20 protein-coding genes, 1 tRNA gene and 1 pseudogene are annotated in these 20744 nt (G+C 37.7%); 7 read left to right on the plus strand and 15 right to left on the minus strand.

Annotation, left to right across the window (positions count from 1 at the left end; translation table 11 throughout):
* Positions 1 to 138: 138 nt before the first annotated feature.
* The 4 genes from ACS604_RS04825 to map all read right to left on the minus strand — a co-directional run bounded on the left by ACS604_RS04825 (position 139) and on the right by map (position 5420).
* Complete coding sequence (locus ACS604_RS04825) at positions 139 to 1353, minus strand: MFS transporter (RefSeq protein WP_474770445.1); 1215 nt, start codon at positions 1351 to 1353, stop codon at positions 139 to 141.
* Between the two features lie 172 nt (positions 1354 to 1525).
* Entirely contained in the window at positions 1526 to 2872 is a 1347-nt protein-coding gene (locus ACS604_RS04830; protein ID WP_312822655.1) for an MFS transporter, read from the minus strand.
* Positions 2873 to 3269: 397 nt separating this feature from the next.
* Positions 3270 to 4388, minus strand: a complete 1119-nt coding sequence (locus tag ACS604_RS04835) for an OmpW/AlkL family protein (RefSeq protein WP_474770447.1) — start codon at positions 4386 to 4388, stop codon at positions 3270 to 3272.
* Positions 4389 to 4595: 207 nt separating this feature from the next.
* Complete coding sequence (gene map, locus ACS604_RS04840; protein ID WP_004790999.1) at positions 4596 to 5420, minus strand: type I methionyl aminopeptidase; 825 nt, start codon at positions 5418 to 5420, stop codon at positions 4596 to 4598.
* 210 nt (positions 5421 to 5630) lie between these two features.
* Between map and rpsB the strand changes: the two genes are divergently transcribed.
* The 6 genes and pseudogenes from rpsB to ACS604_RS04870 all read left to right on the plus strand — a co-directional run bounded on the left by rpsB (position 5631) and on the right by ACS604_RS04870 (position 10006).
* Positions 5631 to 6383 (plus strand): 30S ribosomal protein S2, encoded by a 753-nt coding sequence (gene rpsB / locus ACS604_RS04845; RefSeq protein ID WP_002118204.1) that lies wholly within the window; start codon positions 5631 to 5633, stop codon positions 6381 to 6383.
* 137 nt (positions 6384 to 6520) lie between these two features.
* Positions 6521 to 7396, plus strand: coding sequence for a translation elongation factor Ts (tsf, locus tag ACS604_RS04850; RefSeq protein WP_004791001.1), 876 nt, complete (start codon positions 6521 to 6523; stop codon positions 7394 to 7396).
* A 65-nt stretch (positions 7397 to 7461) separates the two neighbouring features.
* Complete coding sequence (locus ACS604_RS04855) at positions 7462 to 7947, plus strand: DUF3465 domain-containing protein (protein WP_151963240.1); 486 nt, start codon at positions 7462 to 7464, stop codon at positions 7945 to 7947.
* A gap of 104 nt (positions 7948 to 8051) precedes the next feature.
* A complete protein-coding gene (locus ACS604_RS04860; RefSeq protein WP_312822644.1) occupies positions 8052 to 8876 on the plus strand; it encodes a helix-turn-helix domain-containing protein in 825 nt (274 codons plus the stop codon).
* 93 nt (positions 8877 to 8969) lie between these two features.
* Positions 8970 to 9687 (plus strand): annotated as a pseudogene (locus ACS604_RS04865) (AzlC family ABC transporter permease).
* A 1-nt stretch (position 9688) separates the two neighbouring features.
* Positions 9689 to 10006 carry an AzlD domain-containing protein gene (locus ACS604_RS04870; RefSeq protein ID WP_312822642.1) on the plus strand — a complete coding sequence of 106 codons (318 nt, stop codon included), beginning with the start codon at positions 9689 to 9691 and terminating at the stop codon, positions 10004 to 10006.
* A 43-nt stretch (positions 10007 to 10049) separates the two neighbouring features.
* On the opposite strand, the gene ACS604_RS04875 is transcribed toward ACS604_RS04870, so the two are convergent.
* The 11 genes from ACS604_RS04875 to ACS604_RS04925 all read right to left on the minus strand — a co-directional run bounded on the left by ACS604_RS04875 (position 10050) and on the right by ACS604_RS04925 (position 19212).
* On the minus strand, positions 10050 to 10499 hold the full coding sequence (locus ACS604_RS04875; RefSeq protein ID WP_013197214.1) for an Mpo1 family 2-hydroxy fatty acid dioxygenase: 450 nt from the start codon (positions 10497 to 10499) through the stop codon (positions 10050 to 10052).
* A 570-nt stretch (positions 10500 to 11069) separates the two neighbouring features.
* Positions 11070 to 11681 carry a septal ring lytic transglycosylase RlpA family protein gene (locus ACS604_RS04880; protein ID WP_004791014.1) on the minus strand — a complete coding sequence of 204 codons (612 nt, stop codon included), beginning with the start codon at positions 11679 to 11681 and terminating at the stop codon, positions 11070 to 11072.
* A gap of 289 nt (positions 11682 to 11970) precedes the next feature.
* Positions 11971 to 12972 carry a lytic murein transglycosylase B gene (gene mltB / locus ACS604_RS04885; protein WP_174731569.1) on the minus strand — a complete coding sequence of 334 codons (1002 nt, stop codon included), beginning with the start codon at positions 12970 to 12972 and terminating at the stop codon, positions 11971 to 11973.
* 19 nt (positions 12973 to 12991) lie between these two features.
* A complete protein-coding gene (gene rodA / locus ACS604_RS04890; RefSeq protein WP_004791019.1) occupies positions 12992 to 14134 on the minus strand; it encodes a rod shape-determining protein RodA in 1143 nt (380 codons plus the stop codon).
* Positions 14135 to 14261: 127 nt separating this feature from the next.
* Positions 14262 to 14912 carry a hypothetical protein gene (locus ACS604_RS04895; RefSeq protein WP_005307108.1) on the minus strand — a complete coding sequence of 217 codons (651 nt, stop codon included), beginning with the start codon at positions 14910 to 14912 and terminating at the stop codon, positions 14262 to 14264.
* 23 nt (positions 14913 to 14935) lie between these two features.
* Complete coding sequence (gene queF / locus ACS604_RS04900) at positions 14936 to 15748, minus strand: NADPH-dependent 7-cyano-7-deazaguanine reductase QueF (protein WP_312822636.1); 813 nt, start codon at positions 15746 to 15748, stop codon at positions 14936 to 14938.
* Positions 15745 to 16518 carry an ABC transporter permease gene (locus ACS604_RS04905; RefSeq protein ID WP_004791025.1) on the minus strand — a complete coding sequence of 258 codons (774 nt, stop codon included), beginning with the start codon at positions 16516 to 16518 and terminating at the stop codon, positions 15745 to 15747. The genes queF and ACS604_RS04905 overlap by 4 nt, the downstream gene beginning before the upstream one ends.
* Entirely contained in the window at positions 16515 to 17450 is a 936-nt protein-coding gene (locus tag ACS604_RS04910; protein WP_312822632.1) for an ATP-binding cassette domain-containing protein, read from the minus strand. Before ACS604_RS04910 ends, ACS604_RS04905 begins: the two co-directional genes overlap by 4 nt.
* 117 nt (positions 17451 to 17567) lie before the next feature.
* Positions 17568 to 17644, minus strand: a tRNA-Arg gene (locus ACS604_RS04915).
* 101 nt (positions 17645 to 17745) lie between these two features.
* Entirely contained in the window at positions 17746 to 18378 is a 633-nt protein-coding gene (locus tag ACS604_RS04920) for a hypothetical protein (RefSeq protein ID WP_474770456.1), read from the minus strand.
* Between the two features lie 147 nt (positions 18379 to 18525).
* Entirely contained in the window at positions 18526 to 19212 is a 687-nt protein-coding gene (locus tag ACS604_RS04925; RefSeq protein ID WP_474770459.1) for a 3'-5' exonuclease, read from the minus strand.
* A 252-nt stretch (positions 19213 to 19464) separates the two neighbouring features.
* Between ACS604_RS04925 and ACS604_RS04930 the strand changes: the two genes are divergently transcribed.
* The gene (locus ACS604_RS04930; RefSeq protein ID WP_238611716.1) at positions 19465 to 20694 is read left to right on the plus strand and encodes an alpha/beta hydrolase; all 1230 of its coding nucleotides are present in this window, start codon (positions 19465 to 19467) and stop codon (positions 20692 to 20694) included.
* The last annotated feature ends 50 nt before the right edge of the window (positions 20695 to 20744 follow it).

Here is a 20744-nt window from a genome sequence, read left to right on the forward strand (position 1 = left end):
AGCTTTTCATCCTACTAGTGTGGACAAAATGCTTGGTTAAAATATTCAAATAAATCTGGTGTTTGTTTCCATAAAATTATAGAAAGCACCAAAAGCGTGACTAGGATAAAAGTCATAATTGTTTTCAAAAGTAAGGCATTATGCATCATGAATAACAGCCTCCTCATTCACAAAGAAGTGTACGATTACACCTAATATACTCAATGCAATAGAGCATAGCCAAATTGCATTGTAATTACCTGTTAAGTCATGGTTAACACCGCCAAGCCAACCACCAAAGAAAGAACCGACTTGATGAGTGAAAAACACAATGCCGCTGAGCATTGAAAGATATTTAACGCCAAACATATTTGCCACAATACCGTTGGTGAGCGGAACAGTGGAGAGCCATAAAAGGCCCATAATAATTCCAAAAGCATATACCGTATAAATGCTTAAAGGTAATAACAGAAAGGCAATGATCGCTATGCCACGGCTACCGTAAAGTGCCATTAATAATTTAGGTTTTGAGATGCGATCTCCTAACCAACCAGCACCATAAGTCCCCACAATATTAAATAGTCCAACTAGTGCCAGAAACACAGTTCCTGTAGCTGCATCAAAGCCGTGGTCGATTAAATAGCCGGGTAAATGTACGCCTAAGAAAACAACTTGGAATCCACACACTAAGAAACCTAAAGCTAACCACCAAAAGGGTTTATGTTTTCTGGCAATATTCAGTACTTGTTTAAATGTAAGCTGGGGTTGTGCAATTGCTTTTGGTGTTTGATTGCTTGGTCCTTTTAACATCCACGCAAGCGGAATAATAAGAGCAATTAACAGCGCACTGACCATTAGGGCTGACGACCATCCAACATTCTTGAGTAAGAGAAGGGTAGATGGCAGCATAATAAACTGACCGAAAGAACCTGCTGCACTTGCAATCCCCATTGCCATACTTCTTTTTTCTGGAGGTGCCGCTCGACCTACTGCACTAAGTAAAACTGTAAAAGAGGTGGCTGATAAAGCTAGGCCAATAATCAATCCTAGGCTTAAATTTAAGATTAAGATGCTTGAGCTAAAGGCCATTAAGAGTAAGCCGAGGGCGTAAAGCAATCCGCCAACAGCAACTACAATTTTACTGCCATATTTATCTGCAATTGCACCAGTAAAAGGCTGCAGAGCTCCCCAGATTAAGTTTTGCATCGCAATTGCGAGACTAAAAACATGCTGTCCCCAACCAAATTCATGACTCATTGGGACCAAATATAGTCCAAAACCATGCCTAACGCCTAAAGAAAGTGCCAAAATAAGGGCACTACCAATCAGCATATAGATAAGTGGCTGGGAAAAGTTGTGAGCAGTTTTAGTCATGATTAATGGAAAATTATAATAATGTGGTCATTTATTGTAGAAGATATATCGAGGAATATCGATATAGATGGCAAGAATATTTAAGAAGAATTAAAAAGTAACTAATGTTAATATTTTATGATAAGAAATTTGAAGAAGCAGACACCATTTTGATCTCTGCTTCTTATAAAAATTAAGCTGTTGAATTACGTTCAAGTAATGCTTGCTCAAAAAGAACTTGTTCTTTTTCTTTATGTTCAGTTGTGAAGCGAATCAAAATTACGCTACATCCTGCGACCATAACCAGACCGCCTAAAATAAACAGGCAAGTTTGGACATCAAGTAAACCTTTGAGTAGGAAACCTGCTGCCACAGCGCCAACATTACCACCCGCACCAATAATTCCTGCGACTCCACCTAATGCAGTACGATCGATAAATGGTACGAGAGCGTAAGTTGCACCACATGCCATATGCGTAAACAATGCAAAAATAGTCATCGAAATAATTGCGAGCGCAACAGCATTCATTTGTGAGAAGAGTATTAAGAATAACCCTTCACCTAAAATCATGAGTACAAGTACTTTCGTGCGACCATCTAAGCCTTTTTTGAGTGCGACTTTATCGGAAATGATACCGCCCAGTGCACGAGCAAATAATGCCAACAGACCAAAGATTCCGGCAGTTAGACCAGCGGTTTTTAAATCCATTTTGAACTGATCAACATAGTACATTGCTGCAACGTTATGGATAAAAATCTCAATACCAAAACTTGCACCATATGCCAAAAATAAAATCCAGACACGATAGTTGCGAGCGGCTTGCATTAAAATGGCAGTACCACCTTTTTTACCACTTCCGACTTCAATACCTTGTGCGCGAACTTCTTTAAAGTTCCCTTGAGGACAGTCTTGAGTTAATTTCCAGTAAAGAATGCCAACAATAACCATCATTACGCCAGGTACGATTAATGCCACGCGCCATCCCATGGTTTGTTCAACACCAAACATCACAATTGCGCCAAGTAATAAAGGCATTAAAGCTTGTGTTGCTCCACCGCCAGCATTTCCCCAGCCAGCCGTTGCCGCATTTGCTGTTCCTACAACGTTAGGTGCGAACATGACACTTGTATGGTATTGAGTAATGACGAAACTTGCCCCAATCGCACCAATAAGTAAGCGAAAGAATAGAAAAGATTCATAGCTATTGGCAGCAGCTACACCAAATACTGGAATGCTGCCAACTAATAGAAGGGCGGTATACGTAATACGTGGACCATATTTGTCGCAGAGTGGTCCGACAATAAGCCGCACTAAAATAGTAATAGCAACAGCAGCAATATTAATATTAGCAATTTGGTCTTTTGTTAAGCCAAATTCCCCTTTAATGACGGGCATTAAGGGTGCGCAAGCAAACCATGCAAAGAAACATACGAAGAAAGCGAGCCATGTCATGTGGAAGGCACGCATTGCTGGAGTTGAAAAACTAAATAATTTGATTTCAGTTGCTTTTTTTGCATCTAATTGGATATTTGAAGACATACGCCGTCCCTCTGAACTGAACGAAATTTAATTTGCATGGCAATTTATTGCCTATCTGCAGACTGATCAGAGCGGACATCGTTGGCCGTCTTTGTTTATTCATTGAATCATCATTGATTCATCATGCAATGAATAAAGCAAAGCTTGTGCCAAAAAATGAATTTTACTAAAAAGGAAAAATTACTTTCTAATTTTATTGAGTTAGTTTGTGAATATAAAATAATAAAAAAATTGGAAAAAATAAGAGGGTATTAATAAAAAATTGAAAAGGTTTTTTATATCTGTATTTTTTATAAAAAATGCTCATTTTTTTAGCATTTTGATTTAAAAAGAAGCAAAATGTAGATAGAAAGAAAGCTATAAAAACGTGCATAAGTTTTTATAGCTTTATGCGGGGTTAGAAGCGGTAACCAATACCAACATATGAAATGAGTGGGTCAATATCAATTTTGGTATTCGCTTTAATTAGCTCTTTACCTGTATTTTGGTCAGTTACATAGATTTTTGCTTCACTATTCATTTTGGAATAAGAAACTGAACCAACAGCAAACCAATTTGGGTTGAAGTCGTAAGTTGCACCTAAAGTTACAATAGGTGCAAAAGTATCGGTCGCTTCTAGTTTCACGATAGGATTTGCTGATGATGTTTTGCGATCTAACGCTGCCCCAGCTTTACCATCATGGATATTCTGGATCATGTGGCCCGCTTGAATTAAATCAGCTTCAATACCAGAATTCATTTTTAAATCATTAAAGTATGCATACATCACGCCAGCTCCGATATAAGGACGGAACTTATTTACACCTGTTTTACCAAATTGATAATGTAGTTCAACGGCTGGTAACCATGCGCGTGCGGTCGCAGCTTTGCCTCCCTGAGAAAGATCAGTAATATGAAGGTCTTGTTTTAAAGGAATATCTCCACCTGCCTCGGAAATTCCACCTCCTATGATTTCTCCAATCGAAGACCCATCTTTTAATGGAGTCGCTTTTCCAGAAAGAGGAGCGTAAATATTACCTTTTCCATTAATATCTACTTTAGGGGGAATACCACCTTTAATTTCTAAAGATAAATTGTCCGTAAAGTTGTAGTTAAACATAAGACCAACAGTATCAACATCACTAGCTTCTAAGCCAGAACCTTGTTGTTCCCATTGAGAAAGACCATTAACTTCTGCTGTACCTGCAAGTGAGGAGGGAAGAGTATCTGTAAACTTATCAAGAAGACCAATAGTGCTATACCAGAATTTTCCTGAAGTTTTGCTTTGGTCGATTGCATCTAAAACTGCTTTTGTAGATACATCTCCAACTTTAGATGTTGTACCTTCTGCAACGCTAGTATTGATATTGACAGGGTTTCCTGAGCCTTGAGGCATTGCATGTAACCAGCCAGCAGATACAGAAAAACGTTTAAAACCATCACCATCCTTTAAACTAAAATAGGGCGAAGCGGCGTTAGTGATTGTTGGCAGGGCAAAAAAGGCAGCTGTCATACAAAATAATGACTTTTTCATCATAAAAGGACTCCATGTCCGAACATTTGTTTACTGATTTTTATTGAGCCAACCATACCGCGTTTTATTAAAATGATTGTTTATTAAAAATTAATAATTGTAATTTTTTTGAAATATTTGTTTATATTTGGAAAGTTTTATTAATAAAAAGTACAAAATAAAAAATAAAAGGCTACATAAAGCAGCCTTTTATTTAAGTTTGTTAAACTATTAATTAAAGCGAGATAAGTCCTCTTCAGGGCGTGCAGTTAAAACTTCAATGCCTGTTTGAGTCACTAAAATAGTATGTTCATATTGAGCTGAAAGTTTGTGGTCTTTCGTTACAACAGTCCATTTATCGCCTAATAGTTTAGTTTGCCATACGCCAGCATTTACCATAGGTTCAATAGTAAAAGTCATACCAGCTTCCAGACGCATACCTGTTCCAGCTTGACCATAATGTAATACTTGAGGTTCATCATGGAAAACGGTACCAATACCGTGGCCACAATATTCACGTACTACACTAAAACGTTCTGATTCGACATATTTCTGGATTGCATGACCAATGTCACCTAAATATGAACCATCTTTAACAGTTGCCATGCCTCGATACATTGCTTCTTGAGCAACTTTACATAGACGGTTGGCTAAAATAGATGTCTCACCACCGACGATATACATCATGTTTGTATCGCCGTGATAACCATCTTTAATCACAGTTACATCAATATTTAAAATATCGCCGTTTTTTAACGTCTTATTTTCAGAAGGAATGCCATGGCAAACAACATGGTTAACCGAAGTACAAATAGAGTGCTGAAAAGCAGGGCGTCCAGGAGCGCCACCATAGCCGACACAGGCAGGAATAGCATGTTGTACATTTTCAATGTGATTACGGCAAATGGTATCAAGTTCAAGTGTACTTACACCCGCCTTGATATACGGCTTGATCATCTCTAGAACTTCAGCCGCCAGTCGTCCTGCAATGCGCATTTTTTCAATTTCATCTGGAGTTTTGATTAATCGACGTGGAGCTGTATAAGTACTGTTCATGATCTCTAAAAACTTTTGGTAATTTACAAGTGTCTATGGTATAAATAGCCGCCCATTTTATCAAATGCTTTTCGTGAATATCTTTTACGAACAAATTTGATAGGTGGAGTAAAAAATCCGCACATATATCGTCACATTACTCTGGGTGCCTGTAAAAGGGTGGAGAATGCGGATATATGGAGGCCTAACCCAACTTTTAAGGTAAAGAAAATGGCAGATTACAACGTAAGCATGCGCGACCTTCTTCAAGCAGGTGCGCACTTTGGTCACCAAACTCGTTTCTGGAACCCAAAAATGCGTCAATACATTTTTGGCGCGCGCAACAAAATTCACATCATCAACCTTGAGCACACTGTTCCTGCGTTAAATGATGCTTTGAACTTCGCTAACCAATTAGCAAGCAAAAAGAACAAAGTTTTGTTCGTTGGTACAAAACGTGCTGCTTCTAACATCATCCGTGAACAAGCTCAACGCGCTGGTCAACCATATGTAGACCACCGTTGGTTAGGTGGTATGTTGACGAACTGGAAAACACTTCGCCAATCTATCAACCGTTTAAAAGATCTTCAAACTCAATCTCAAGATGGTACTTTTGCTAAGCTTACTAAACGTGAAGCTTTAGAACGTGCTCGTGAGATGGAAAAACTTGAGCGTTCTTTAGGCGGCGTTAAAAACATGGGTGGTTTACCTGACGCATTATTTGTAATCGACGTTGATCACGAAGCGATTGCAATCAAAGAAGCGAAGAACTTAGGTATTCCTGTTATCGGTATCGTTGATACAAACTCTAACCCAGACAACGTTGATTACGTTATTCCGGGTAACGACGATGCGATCCGTGCAGTAACTCTATATGCTTCAGCTATGGCTGACGCAATTCTTGCTGGTAAAGAATACGCTCAATCTCAAGCGAACGCTCAAGCAAAAGGCGATGACGCTGCGAAAGACGCTTCTGAGGCTTAATGCGTTTTGACGCAGGCTTGTCATTTTTGCGACATGTAATGGTGGCAAATTAAGCGTCGAGAGTGCAAACGGCCCAGAGTTTCTTTGGGCCGTTTTTGTTGAAAAGATTTATTTTCTACCGATTTTAGGAGATCAACATGACTGCAATTACTGCAAGCATGGTAAAAGAATTACGTGACCGTACTGGTCTTGCAATGATGGAATGCAAAAAAGCATTAACAGAAGCGAACGGTGACATCGAGCTTGCTATTGATAACCTTCGTAAATCTGGTCAAGCTAAAGCTGCTAAAAAAGCTGGTAACATTGCTGCTGACGGTGCAATCACAATCGTTCAAGAAGGCAACAAAGCAATCCTAGTTGAAGTTAACTGTCAAACTGACTTCGTTGCTAAAGACGAAAACTTCTCTAACTTCTCTAAAGCTGTTGCTACTGCTGCTTTAGCTGCTGGTGAAACTGATGCTGCTAAAATCGCTGAATTAAAATTAGCAGACGGTCAAACAGTTGAAGAAGCTCGTATTGCGCTTGTTCAAAAAATCGGTGAAAACATCCAAGTTCGTCGTGCGAAAATCGTTGAAGGCGAAAACTTGGCTATCTACAAACACGGTTTAAAAATCGGTGTTGTAGTTTCTTATACTGGTGATGCTGATACTGGTAAAGGTATTGCAATGCACGTTGCTGCATTCAACCCAGTAGCTGTAAATGCTGAAGCTGTTCCTGCTGACCTTATCGCTAAAGAAAAAGAAATTGCTGAAGCGAAAGCGTTAGAATCTGGTAAGCCAGCTAACATCGTTGAGAAAATGGTAACTGGTTCAGTTGATAAATACTTGAACGAAGTTGCTCTTGATCGTCAAATGTACGTAATTGACAACGACAAAAAAGTTGCTGATGTATTAAAAGCAACTGGTACTACTGTTGCTAACTTCGTACGTTTCGAAGTTGGTGAAGGTATTGAGAAAAAAGCAGAAATGAGCTTCGCTGAAGAAGTTGCTGCTGCTCAAGCTGCTGCGAAGTAATTCGTATCACAATAAAAAAAGCCCCATTGGGGCTTTTTTTATCTCAGTTAAGTTAAGGGTAGAAAATGACAAATAAAAAGAATCTCAGTATTGGTGGTGTCATAATTTTATTGATTGCTGCATATTTTGGTCTGGATTTATCTGGGCATAAGCAAAATCAATCGCCATCATCAGTCATACCCGAAGCTCAGCATACTGAAACTACACTTTCAAATAATGGGGCGGATACAATAAAAGCTGCTTATGAGCAGAGACAAAGTAATGTTCAAGTGCAGGGAAGTGGCCGAGTAAAAGCAATTTTAAGAGATGATAATGATGGGTCGAGACACCAGAAATTTATTCTTGTACTAAAAAATGGCATTTCAATTTTAGTCGCACATAATATTGATTTAGCACCTAAAATTCCTAATCTGAAAAAAGGTGATGTCGTAGATTTTTACGGTGAATATGAATATAACCCAAAAGGTGGTGTATTGCACTGGACTCATCGTGATCCACAAAATCGTCATGAAAGCGGTTGGCTCAAACATGATGGGCAAATCTACCAATAAAGCCGAATAAACAAATAAAGAGATTATTTTTATAGAGCAATTTTATTCTATTCAGTTTCTTAAAACATGCTATGGTTTTTTTATTGAATAGATGAGACGTATTTATGCAGCGGGAGCAAGCCGATTATCTGCATGTGCGAGAGCTGGGCGGTTTAGAGTTACTAAAAGCACATTATCACCAAACACAATTTTCGAAGCATACTCATGAAGGGTACTGTATTGGTGTAATTGAAGAGGGAGCACAGTCTTTTTTTAGGACGGGCCAGCTGCATGTGGCTCCCAAAGGCGACATTATTTTAGTAAACGCTGACGAAATTCATACGGGCTCATCTGCTGTTGAGTCAGGTTGGCGATATCGGGCAATTTATCCTACACCTGAAATGTTGGCAGAAGTCAGCCAAGATTTTTTTGAAAATTCACGCGGGGCTCCATGGTTTCCTCAAGCTGTCATTCGTGACTTAGGTTTGGCTCAGCAACTTTGTTTACTCTTTGATTTATTAGAACAAAAAGATAATTTCCTGCTTAAAGAAACAATGTATTTATCAACTTTAGCCTGTCTAATGAAGCGACATGGTAAATCAAATCATACTTTTTGTGAGTTGCCAGAAGCCTATTCAAAAATATTAAGAGTTAAAGAATTACTAATAGAAATGCCTGAAACGAATTTTTCTTTGCAAGATCTGGCTGAAATGGTGGGTCTAAGTGCATGGCATTTCTTAAGACAATTTAAAAAATATGTGGGCTTGCCACCTCATGCTTGGCTTGTTCAAGCACGCTTACAAAAAGCAAGACAATTATTAAAACAGGGTGACCAAATTGCGATGGTGGCACAGCAATGTGGTTTTTCTGATCAAAGCCATTTTAATCGTCACTTTAAAAAAGCAATGGGAGTGACGCCTACTCAATATGTAGCTAGCCTAAATAACTAGATTATTAAAAATTTATTTACAGCAATTTTATTCAATATAAATCAACTCTCATTACGCATTTTATAGAGAGATCTTTTATCTTGGATTTTATATATGAATATTCAGCTTCATCAGTTGGTGAGGTTTCCAAAAAATAAGCCATCCTATCTTTTTTTACGTGGTGCAATGGATATTTTGCCCTTATCAATTTCTGTTATTCCGTGGGCAATCTTGGCAGGCTCTATGGCAATTCATGCAGGTTTATCTTTTTATAAAGCCCTTGCGATGTCGGGAATTGTTTTTGCTGGAGCAGCTCAATTAGTTAGTTTAAGCATGGTAATGGAAGGGGCATCTATTTTTACAATTTATGTGACGATTTTCTTTTTAACGGCTCAGCATTTTATTTATGCATTAACTTTAAGAAATGACATTTCTGCTTTGTCTCTTTCGAAACGGTTAAGTTTAGGTTTTTTATTAACGGATGAATTATTTGCGGTGTGTGCATCCAGTGAAAAAAGACAGCCAGAATATCTGTTAGGTGCAGGTCTGTCTTTTTATTTATTCTGGGTAGTTTTTAGCTTGGTTGGAATACTTTTGGCAACAGTGATTCCAGATCTACTAAATTATCATTTAGATTTTTCCATTGTGGCTATTTTTATTGCCATGATAGTGCCGCTATGTAAGGGAATGCCTGTAATTGCTGGTGTGCTAATGACTTGTTTAAGCGGATTTTTCTTTAAATTATATCAAGTTGAAGGAGCTGTTTTACTTTCAGGGTTAATCGGGATGTTGGTTGCAGTGTTAACTGAAAAAAATAGGTAAGGAGCAATAATATGTCTTGGTTTATGATTTTAGGTTTGGCAGCAATCGTCTTTTTTAATCGATATTATTTTTTAGAACCTAACGTTAAAATTAAATTACCGCTTATTATGAATAAGATGCTTAATTATTCTGCACCTTGTTTATTAACCGCAATTTGTATTCCAGTTGTTTTTTTTGATGGCGATAATTTAAAAGGAATTATTGATAATCCTTATATTTATGCAGCAATCGTTTGTATTGTGATTGCCCTTTATCTGAAGAAAGTGCTTTTAAGTGTTATTGCTAGTTTGGTTTTTTTCTATTTTATAAATTTTCTAATAAATTACTAAAATGTAAAAGCTGAATCGAGATGATCCAGCTTTAATTCAACAATTAGGATATTGCGTGTTTTTGTCTACTTTTCCATTTAGGTAAGATTTTTCCTAGATAGGCATCCATGCACCAGACGGGGCCAATGAGTAAAAATTGTAAATCTTTAAAGAACGATGGCTTTTTGCCCTCAATTTTATGGCCATAGAATTGTCCGATCCAAGCAATCACAAAAATAGCAATATAAAATCCTACTCCTACAGGTAGGGTGTAAATGAGCCATGCCATAACAACAAGTAAAGCTGCCATTGCAACAGCAAGTACAAGATCTAAACGAGCATAAAATACTAAAGTGAGTACAAGTAATAGAGCAGTGAGCAAGGTGCTGAAATGGGCAATGATTCCAATAATAGAAAATAAAATGGCAGGAACGCAGAGCCAGTGAATTTGTTTGTTAGTTGGGTTTTGATGGCTTTCGCTATATTCGTCAAACCATTCTGTAACGGATTTCATTAATGGCACACTCCTTGTTTTTACTTTGATTTATTTTTTCTGGATATATTTTAGCCTGTTCTGGAGGAATTCGACAAGAAACCAACACTATTCAACTATAGCAACTTGGCAGTAAAAACTTTGGAGCGGGTAGGTGAAAAAATAATATGGCAATGATTGAAACAATAGTCCATTCGAACTCAAAAAAGGGTGCAATATTTCATAATATTTTTTCTGTGTTGCTCAATGATGAAAACACCAAAAAAATTGTAATTTTGAGATGGGTGGGAAAATTGTGTGAAAAAGCTCTACTCATCTACTCTAAAAACGCCATAAATAGCCCTTATTTTAGAAAAATGGTACTAGGGTAGCGCAAATTTATTAAAGTCGCTCTAAGCGCAATTTAGAGGCGAAATAGACTTTGATAAAATAAAAGCAATTTTTTGTTCAAAGAATATCCAAAACTGGGGTTGAAGAAGAGCTAAAAAAGCTAATTTTTTTACCCTCAGTTAGGAATTATTTTTATAGTTGAAAAAATAAAAAAGCCGCAGAAAAATTGCGGCTTTTTACATGAGCTCTAGAGTCTATAACTTATGAAGTTGGACCATCAACGCGCTCAATATTTACTTTTGCAGTTCCAGCATTGGTAATACCAAGACGTTTAGCTGCACCGTAAGATAGGTCAAGTACACGATTGCCATGGAAAGGACCACGGTCATTTACTTTTACAACCACACTTTTGCCATTGTCTTTATTCGTTACTCGAATGTAACAGTTCAACGGTAGGCTACGGTGAGCAGCAGTAAGTGCATTCATATCGAATGTGTCACCACTTGCTGTTTTGCGACCATGGAATTGACGACCATACCATGAAGCCATACCAGTTTGGCTAAACTTACGAACAGTGTTTGAAGCTACTGTGTTAAGTTTTTCAATCACTGAAGGCTCATCTTCAGGGATTTCAATTTTTGCTGCGATCGCTTGACGACGGATTTGATCGCCAGAACGTTCAGTGATTGAAAGACTGTTAATGTTAGAAAAACGAGAATTAAAATTTTGAGTATCTTTACTCAATACACGAGCTGCTAAATTAGAACCATCTACATCACTATTTAATGATGAAGATTGCACCATTTCAGCGTGCAATGGGGCTATGCTTAAACTAGCCGTCAGTGCAAGAACGTATTTCAGCGATAACTGCATTTGTATAAACTCCTGAGAACATGTACTTTTTTCTTTCAGCGATTGACTGAAATTTAAAGTGAACATGTCTTATTATTCACTTTTGCAATTGCTACATTGGGGTGGATAATATTCATCGCTTACGGAGAGTGTCTAGTCTTTAACGAGAAATAGTTACAAAAAGGGCAAAAACTTACAGTTCTGGGTTAAAAAATGATCAAAAGTGTAACAGAATATTAAATTTGTGTGTATTGTGATCTATTTAACAAAAATATTTATTGACTTTTACATAACTAATAAAAAAGCTAGCCTATCGGCTAGCCACTTCAGTGCCTAATAACCATACAGCAGTAGCATACATACGGCTCTTATTATAGGTCGTAATCACTTGAAAATTCGGGTAAGTCAAATAGTAAATTGGACCATTATAGTCTTGTAATTGAATAACATTCACCATATCTAGATCATCAATTTTAACTAAAGGATTTAAGGGTGAAACCCCGAGTGTCTTTAATGCACCATATGGAAAAGGTTGAGTTAAATCTTTAGCAATAACACTGTCTGGATTTGACCCTGTGTAACGTGCCATGAAACCGATAGGTTGATCGCGTTGCCATCCTTGTTTTGCTAAGTAATTTGCGATTGAACCGATTGCATCTTCTGCAGAGTTTCTTAAATCGATGTGTCCATTACCATCATAATCGACCCCATATTTACTAATATTGCTCGGCATAAATTGTGGATAGCCAATTGCACCTGCATAGGAACCTACAATACTATTTGTTGGATAACCTTCTTTATAGGTCCATGCAATAAGAGCCGCGAGTTCATCACCAAAATATTCAGCACGGCGAGGGTAGCCAAAAGCAAGTGTGGCTAATGCATCACGTGTAATAAATGAACCTTTATTTGCGCCATAACCTGTCTCAACACCCAAGATGCCCAAAATGACAGCTTGAGATACACCATATTGTTGTTCAGCACGGTTTAAAGCATCTGCATATTGGTTTTTAAAACGGACACCACGTTGAATTGTTCCTTCAACCAAAAACATAGAGCGATAGTCATACCAAGGTTTGCTTTCACCTGGACGAGTCATAATATTTAGAATGTTTGGTAAATTTTTTGCACCATTCATGGCTGCATCAACTTGATCGCCACTTAAACCATAAGCACTCATCGTTTTTTGTTTAAAATTTACATAATCAGGATGCGTGGCAAAATCGTTGGCCTGAGCGAAGTGACTTGTACTGATTAAACCAGTACACAAAGCGAGCATTTTTAAAGTTTTATTTAAGTGTTGAGACAACATATCGTTTTAAAATTCCAGATTATCGATGTGTATGAATGGACATGACTAAACCAAAGGTGGCCATTAAAGTAATAATAGCTGTTCCGCCATAACTCATAAAAGGTAAAGGAACACCTACTACAGGTAAAATACCACTGACCATTCCCGCATTTACAAATACATACACAAAAAAAGACAAACCAAAGGCGCCAGCAACTAAACGTCCATAATTATGGAAGCTTTGTAAACCGATTTGGAATGTTCTAAAAATAATAGCAAAATAAAGAATAACTAAAATAAGTACGCCGATGAGTCCAAACTCTTCGGAATACGCAGCAATAATAAAGTCGGTATGACCTTCAGGTAAAAAGTGCAAATGTGATTGGGTGCCTTCAAGAAACCCTTTACCTGAAAAACCACCAGAGCCAATTGCAGTTTTAGATTGAATAATATTCCAACCTGTACCGAGCGCATCTGCCTCTGGATCAAGTAAAGTTAAAACCCTTTGACGTTGATAGTCGTGTAAAAGAAATTCCCAAGCAATAGGAATGACCACCGCGGCACAAGCTCCCGCAGCACCGATCATACGCCACGATAGTCCACTTAAAAATAAAACAAATATACCGCTTGCTAATACTAAAAGTGATGTTCCCAAGTCAGGTTGTTCTGCAATCAGTAAAAAAGGAATACCAATTAACATTAATGATAAAACAACTTGTGAAAAACTAGGGGGAAGGGGTTTACGTGCTAAAAACCAGGCAATCATCATGGGCATGCCGATTTTCATGAATTCACTGGGTTGCACACTTCCGAAACCAGGAATATCAATCCAACGCTGAGCACCCATTCGGACTTCACCAAATATCATGACTGCCAAAAGTGAAAATAAGCCAAATAAATAAAAATAGGGTGAAAAAGCTTGATAGACCTTAGGTGGAATTTGGGCTAGGCCAATCATCACTAGAAAACCAATACCAAAACTCATGGCTTGTTTACTTACTAACCCCACATCTTGTGCAGAAGCACTATATAGTACGGTTAAACCTAATAGCGCATTTAAGAGCAGAAATAGGCATAGCCAAGGGTCAACATGGAGTTGTTGCCACTTTGAAGGTTGCATAGCAGTGCTAAGACCATCTCGAGGAGCTTGGCGTAAAAATTTATATTGCGGACTAGGAGACATGCGGCGTTAACTAAGGTCAATCAGTGCTTGGCGCATGCTAACATAAACTTGGTTAATGGCAATGTATATCAATATTTTGCAATAAAAAAACCTAGCTTTCGCTAGGTTTCCGATAGTCTATTTTTTATTAGTTAAAGAATAAACCATCATGATATTCAGCCATCGCTTTCAGTTCAGTGCGATTTAAGCTTGGAATCAGTTTGTCGATTGCGATGTGAACAGCTTTTGTTACAGCTGCTGCACCAATATCGGCTGCTTTACGCTTAATCATGCCCAAGTCTAATGTTTTATTAAAATCAGACATGAAGTGTTTAATCATGGCATCGCCAAATTGTTTATATAACTCAGCTAAAGCAGCTTTATTAATGTCATTGCCTGCTTCAAGTTCAGTAAAGTTATGCTTAAGGTTAGTCACTAAACCTGCATCTAAATTTACGCCTACTTTATATTGGCCTTGTGGGTCTTTAAATAAGCTTTTTTCAGAAAACTCTACTGATTGTTTAACCACATCATTTGGTGCTTTGCTTAACAATTGCTTTAAAAGAACAGCAACAGTTGATTTGACATAGCCTGCTAGTTTTTCGGCAGTATCGCGCTTTTCACTTGCAGGAAAATGCTGAACTAACTGAATTAAGACATTATCAATAATCTCTTCATTAAGTTGTAAAGCAATCTTATCGCGAAGTGGATATAAAGGTTCGCTAGAATTTTTATTCGCAATTCCAGTTTGTATATCGTTCAATAAGCCTTCAGAAGGGGTAAAACCAAAAAACGGCATGGTGTATCCTCAAATTATTCGTTTTATTGTCGTGCCAATCGAATCGGTTTTGGCATCCATGATAGATCCGATACTCGGCAAGGGTTAATATCAAGTCCGCCGCGACGAGTATAAGTTGCATAAACCATCAGCTTCTCAGGCTCTAGATTTTGCCAAATATCGGCAAAGATCTGTTCGACACACTGTTCGTGAAAGCCGTTATGCTGACGGTACGAGATAATATAAGCTAAAACACTACGATAACAAGGTTTTTTGCCTTTAAAACGAATAAAAACTGTACCCCAATCCGGCTGTCCCGTGACTGGGCAGTTACTTCTCAAAAGATGAGAATACAGCTCAATTTCAACTTCTTCACCAGACTCATCTCGTTTTAAAAGAGTCGCATCCGGATGTTGCTCTAAACGTTCTGGAGTAAGGTCATCAATACAAATGCCTTGAGGTTTAGAAATATCTAAATCATCAACCTGAAATAAGGTTAATTCAACTTTTGCACCCGCAGCAGCTGAGAGATCTTTTTCAACCGTTTCAATGAATGACTCTTTCGAATCAAATTGAGTGAAATTAAGACTATTGAAGTAAAGTTTTAATGACTTTGACTCAATTAAATTCGGTGAAGAAGCGGGCAGTGTAATTCTGCCAATCGCAACTTGTGGAATACCATGAGCGTTTAACCATGAGATTTCAAAAACATGCCACCAATCTTTACCTTGAGTAATGCCTTCAATATGTGAATAGCTTTCACGAGACTGAGCACGGGCAATTGGAAATAAAACATCAGGTTGATAATTAGTTGGATATTGGGTTTCTTTACCCAATAAAGACTGTTCGACACTCATTCACGCATTCCTGAACCACGAGCAAGTAAATAGTAAGCAATTCCGTAAAGTACAACACAGCATGATGTCACAATGATTAAAGAGAATGAAACATTCACATCACTATGACCTAAAATGCCGAAACGGAAAGCATTAACCATATAAACAATAGGGTTAATTAAAGAAAGTTTTTGCCAAAAAGGACCAAGTGCACTAATGGCATAAAACACGCCACCTAAATAAGTTAAGGGTGTAAGAACAAAGGTGGGAATAATAGAAATATCATCAAATGATTTTGCATAGACTGCATTAATAAAACCACCTAATGAGAAAAGAACCGACGTAATTAAGACTGTATATATAGTTACGAACCAGTTGTGTATGAAAAGGTCAGTAAAGAACATGCTCATTGCAGTCACAATAGCGCCCACTAATACACCGCGGCAAATACCACCAATGACATAGCCCCATAAAATGATATGGAGTGGCACGGGGCTCATGATGAGTTCTTCAATACTTTTTTGGAATTTTACACTAAAGAAACTTGAAGAAACGTTGGCATAACTATTGGTAATGACCGCCATCATAATTAAGCCGGGCACAATAAATTGCATGTAGCTCACACCACCCATTTGTCCAATGCGTGAACCCACCAAATTACCGAAAATGACAAAGTACAAACTCATTGTAATTGCCGGTGGTAATAAGGTTTGTGGCCAAATGCGTAGAAAACGGCGTACTTCTTTACGAACGATGGTCCAGAGAGCAATTTGCAGTTGGCTAAAATTCATTTTGCCTCTCCTTCAAGATTTTTCTCGACCATTTTGACAAATAACTCTTCTAAACGGTTCGATTTATTGCGCATACTACGAACACGAATACCTTGAGATTCTAATAGCTGGAATAGGTCATTTAATGTATGCGCTCTATCCATCGTTACTTCTAATGTATTGCTATCAATTAAGTTAAACTTTACACCAATAATATTTAACTGAAGCGGCCCAATCGGTTCGGCTAAATCGAAGATAAATGATTCTTCATTGAGCTGATTAAGGAAGCTCTTCATGCTGGTATCTTCTTTAATTACACCGCGGTCAATAATCGCAATTTGACGACACAACATTTCTGCTTCTTCTAAATAGTGGGTCGTTAAAATAATAGAAGTACCGCTTTCGTTCATTTCAGTCAAAAAGTCCCACATAGAGCGGCGTAATTCAATATCTACACCGGCAGTAGGTTCATCTAGAATAAGAAGCTTAGGCTCATGCATCATGGCACGGGCAATCATCAGACGACGCTTCATACCACCAGACAGCATGCGTGCTTGTATATTACGTTTTTCCCATAGGCCGAGCTTTTCTAAATAATGTTCGGCACGTTTTTCTGCAATCTTTTTGTGGATACCATAATAGCCAGCTTGAGTGACTAAAATATCGAATGTTTTTTCAAACTGTCCAAAGTTAAATTCTTGAGGAACGACACCAAGCTGCTGTTTTGCCAGAGATGGATGAGTATCGAGATTGTGCCCAAAAATCTCAACTGTTCCTGAGGTTTTTTTCGTGAGGGAGCTGATAATACCAATGGTTGTTGATTTGCCGGCACCATTTGGGCCTAACAACGCATAAAATTCACCTTCAGGCACAGTGAGGTTAATACTTTTTAACGCCTGAAAACCATTACGATATGTTTTGGACAAATCTCTTAAAACCAAAGCATCAGTCATGAAATTCTCACATTATGAAAGAGGGGTATATTTTGAGCGATAATGATTAATAAACCAAGTAAAATAGTCGGAATTTTATAAAATTGAGATAAATTTATGAAATTATTATATAAAAGCTGGTGCGCCCGGCGGGGATCGAACCCACGACCCCAGGTTTCGGAAACCTGTACTCTATCCAACTGAGCTACGAGCGCATGCGTGGGGCACATCATAGGAAAAAAACACTGGCAGGTAAAGCACGAAATACGTGCCAAGTGAATTTAATGCTTAATTAAACAGCAAGTTGTTTAATATTTTATATACTTTCTTGAAGAAGCTGAATTGAATAGTTAATTGTATGTAAAGCACTTGCAAGTTCCTGAGGAGGAATTCGTGATTCTTGTAAACTGGTAATCCATTGCATTTGACATGATTTAAGCTCTTGTATTGTTGTGGCTTTCTCTATTTTTTGAACAAGTGGTTTCGTCATTAGTCCGCAATAACTGCTAAGCATTTTCATCATTAATAGTTGTATTTCTTCGAAAGAAAGAGCCTTAGAAGATATTACTGGTTGAAAATATGTAGTACTGGACTGATCTAAAGTTTTTTGCTCGGAAAGCTGGATTTCGCCAACAAGATTCGGCGAATGTGCTATGGAGCTACCAACAGATTCTTTTTGATTTTCTTCTACTTTATTTATTGGTGATGTTTTTAAAATAATTTCTTCATCAGTTAATGTTTCGGTAGAGACAGTTGGGGCAATAAGTTCTAAGTCGACAAGCTGTTGAATCAATTCTGGAGAAGCAATGCGCTTTTTAAATTCACCATTTAAGTTTTGAAAATCTTCATGGTCTATCAAGAGTAATAAACGTCTTTGTTTTGCATTTAAAACAATATTGCGTTGTTGAAGCGCAACTCTTCCTAAATTGGTTCTATAAAAACCAGCCATGATGTTTCCCCAATATAAAAATAAATCAGACTGTTCAATTTTCTGAGTTGAACAGTGCTGTTTTTAATAAAATATAAATGGGGTTAACCATAAAACTCAAAAATGACAATATGATGAAGAATTGATGAATATCATCTATTTAAGTCATTAAAGTACACTTTCTAATGCTTTGCGAAGGTAAATATCAAGCTCATCTTGGCGTAATAACCATTGAATATAGTCTTTAGGAAGTTCAGCAATTGCTGTGCCTTTATGCTTACCAAAGTTAACCGTTGTGGGGATACGTGCTTCTTCAGAAACTCGGTATAGCTCTTCAATATCTTGAATATTTAAATGATAGACAATATGCATCAAAATATTAGCAGTCAAAATAATATCTGCATCGGCACGGTGTGCACCTTTGAGTAATTCACGAGCTTTACTGCTGCCTTGCGAAATCATATAGATGAGGGCGGAGATATTATGTGCTTCTGCTTCAGGCCAAACTTTACGTGCTAAAGCTAAAGTGCAAATCGGTTTAATATTCGATACATCAACACCACAACGAGCAATCGCGGCAATATCGTAATCAATATTGTGACCAATAATATAAGTTGTGGTCTCTGGTAATTTAAACGTTTTATAGTGAGGCTGGTTTTCTAAATCTGACTCTAATATATGGTGAACTGCCATAGCCGCGTAAGAAATAGGAGTACCCACTTGATAGAGCTGATCAAACAATTTGCTTTTATCTAAGGTGAGTTTGCCTTCATTAAGTTCAATCGGGGCATACGCAATTTCAATAGGCAAACCATTTAGTGTATGTGTTTCTGTATCTAAAATAATGGCTTGCATATTTGGCCTTTCAAATAATTACGAGTAGCTATGAATGGTAACAGTTGGCTATTCACTTTAAAACATGGAGTAGAGCCAGAAATTAGCGAGAATGACAATTCATGCTCAAAAATAGAGTCTCTCATGGATTAATTTTGCTCAAATATGACTTGCCAAAAATTAAGTTTAGGCGTAATTGTTTTTAAGGCATTAGAAAATGTTGATTAAAAAACTAAAGCACAACAAAAATGGAATTTAAGGGAAGATATACCAATGAAAATGAAACTATTAATGACGAGCGTTCTTAGCACGAGTTTATTTTTAGTCGCTTGTGGAGGAGGGAGTAATGATGATAACTCAGCCATTGTTGACCCATCAGGTACTCCAACCAATAATATTAAAAATCCAGTTGTTAAAGTAGATGCTTACACGAGCACGAACTTAGGATCAGTTGCCGCAGAAAGTAGTATTCTGACCTATAAAATGTTAGGCCAAAGTGGCCAAGAAGTGCAGGCAACCAGTTTAGTATTCACACCAAATACTCCTCCACCAACAGGCGGTTGGCCAATTGTCGTTTGGGCACATGGCACTACGGGTGTTGCAGATGCCTGTGCACCAAGTAAGGCAGCTTTAACAGACAGTACAAAAGATTTAATTAGTAAATTACTAGCCGCAGGTTATGTTGTGGTCGCACCTGACTATGAGGGTTTAGGTACTCCAGGCATACATCCATTTTTAAATGTTAAAAGTGAGGCTTTCTCAATTACAGATGCAGTGGTTGCAACACGTAACTATTTATTACAACGTAATTTATTAACTTCAAAAAAATGGTTAACAGTAGGACATTCTCAGGGTGGGAATGCTGCGTTAGGTGCTGCACAATATGCTAGCCGTGCACAACTAGATTATAAAGGTACTGTAGCGGTAGCACCTGCTTCTAATTTAGGGAATATTTTAGTGGCTGGAGAGGCACAAGTTGCGAATGCACCGATAGACATTAAAATTGCAACCTATGCACAGCTTGATACATATACAGCTTTGGTTACAGCTGGTATTCGCAACACACAGCCGAGCTTTGATTATGGACAAGTATTTACCTCACAAATTTCAAGTATTGCCGCACAAGCAGAAAACCTTTGTTCTGGACCATTGTATGAAGCCTTTTATGAAGGTATGAGTAATTATGCTAAAGACCATAATGGCACACTAGATGGCTTTACACGTACACAACCTAATTTTATGGCAGTGCCGCTAGTTAAGACGTTTTTGGAAAAAGATTCACAGCCTTTACAAGTAAAAGTCACTACACCAATCATCATTTATCAAGGGATAGCTGATCCTACAGTGCCTAAATTAGCAACTGATCTATTGATATTTAATGCCACTACATTAGGTACTAAAATTAATAGTTATGTGACTGGTAACTGGGACCATAATACGGCGATGAGTAGTAATGTAGACAACATTGTTGGAAATGTTCAGACCTTGCTAACAGCGCAATAGAGTTATTGATATTTAAAGTATTTTTAACATTATTGTAAGCTAAAGTGAAT

This window comes from Acinetobacter sp. Li1LvA2 (assembly GCF_056156705.1).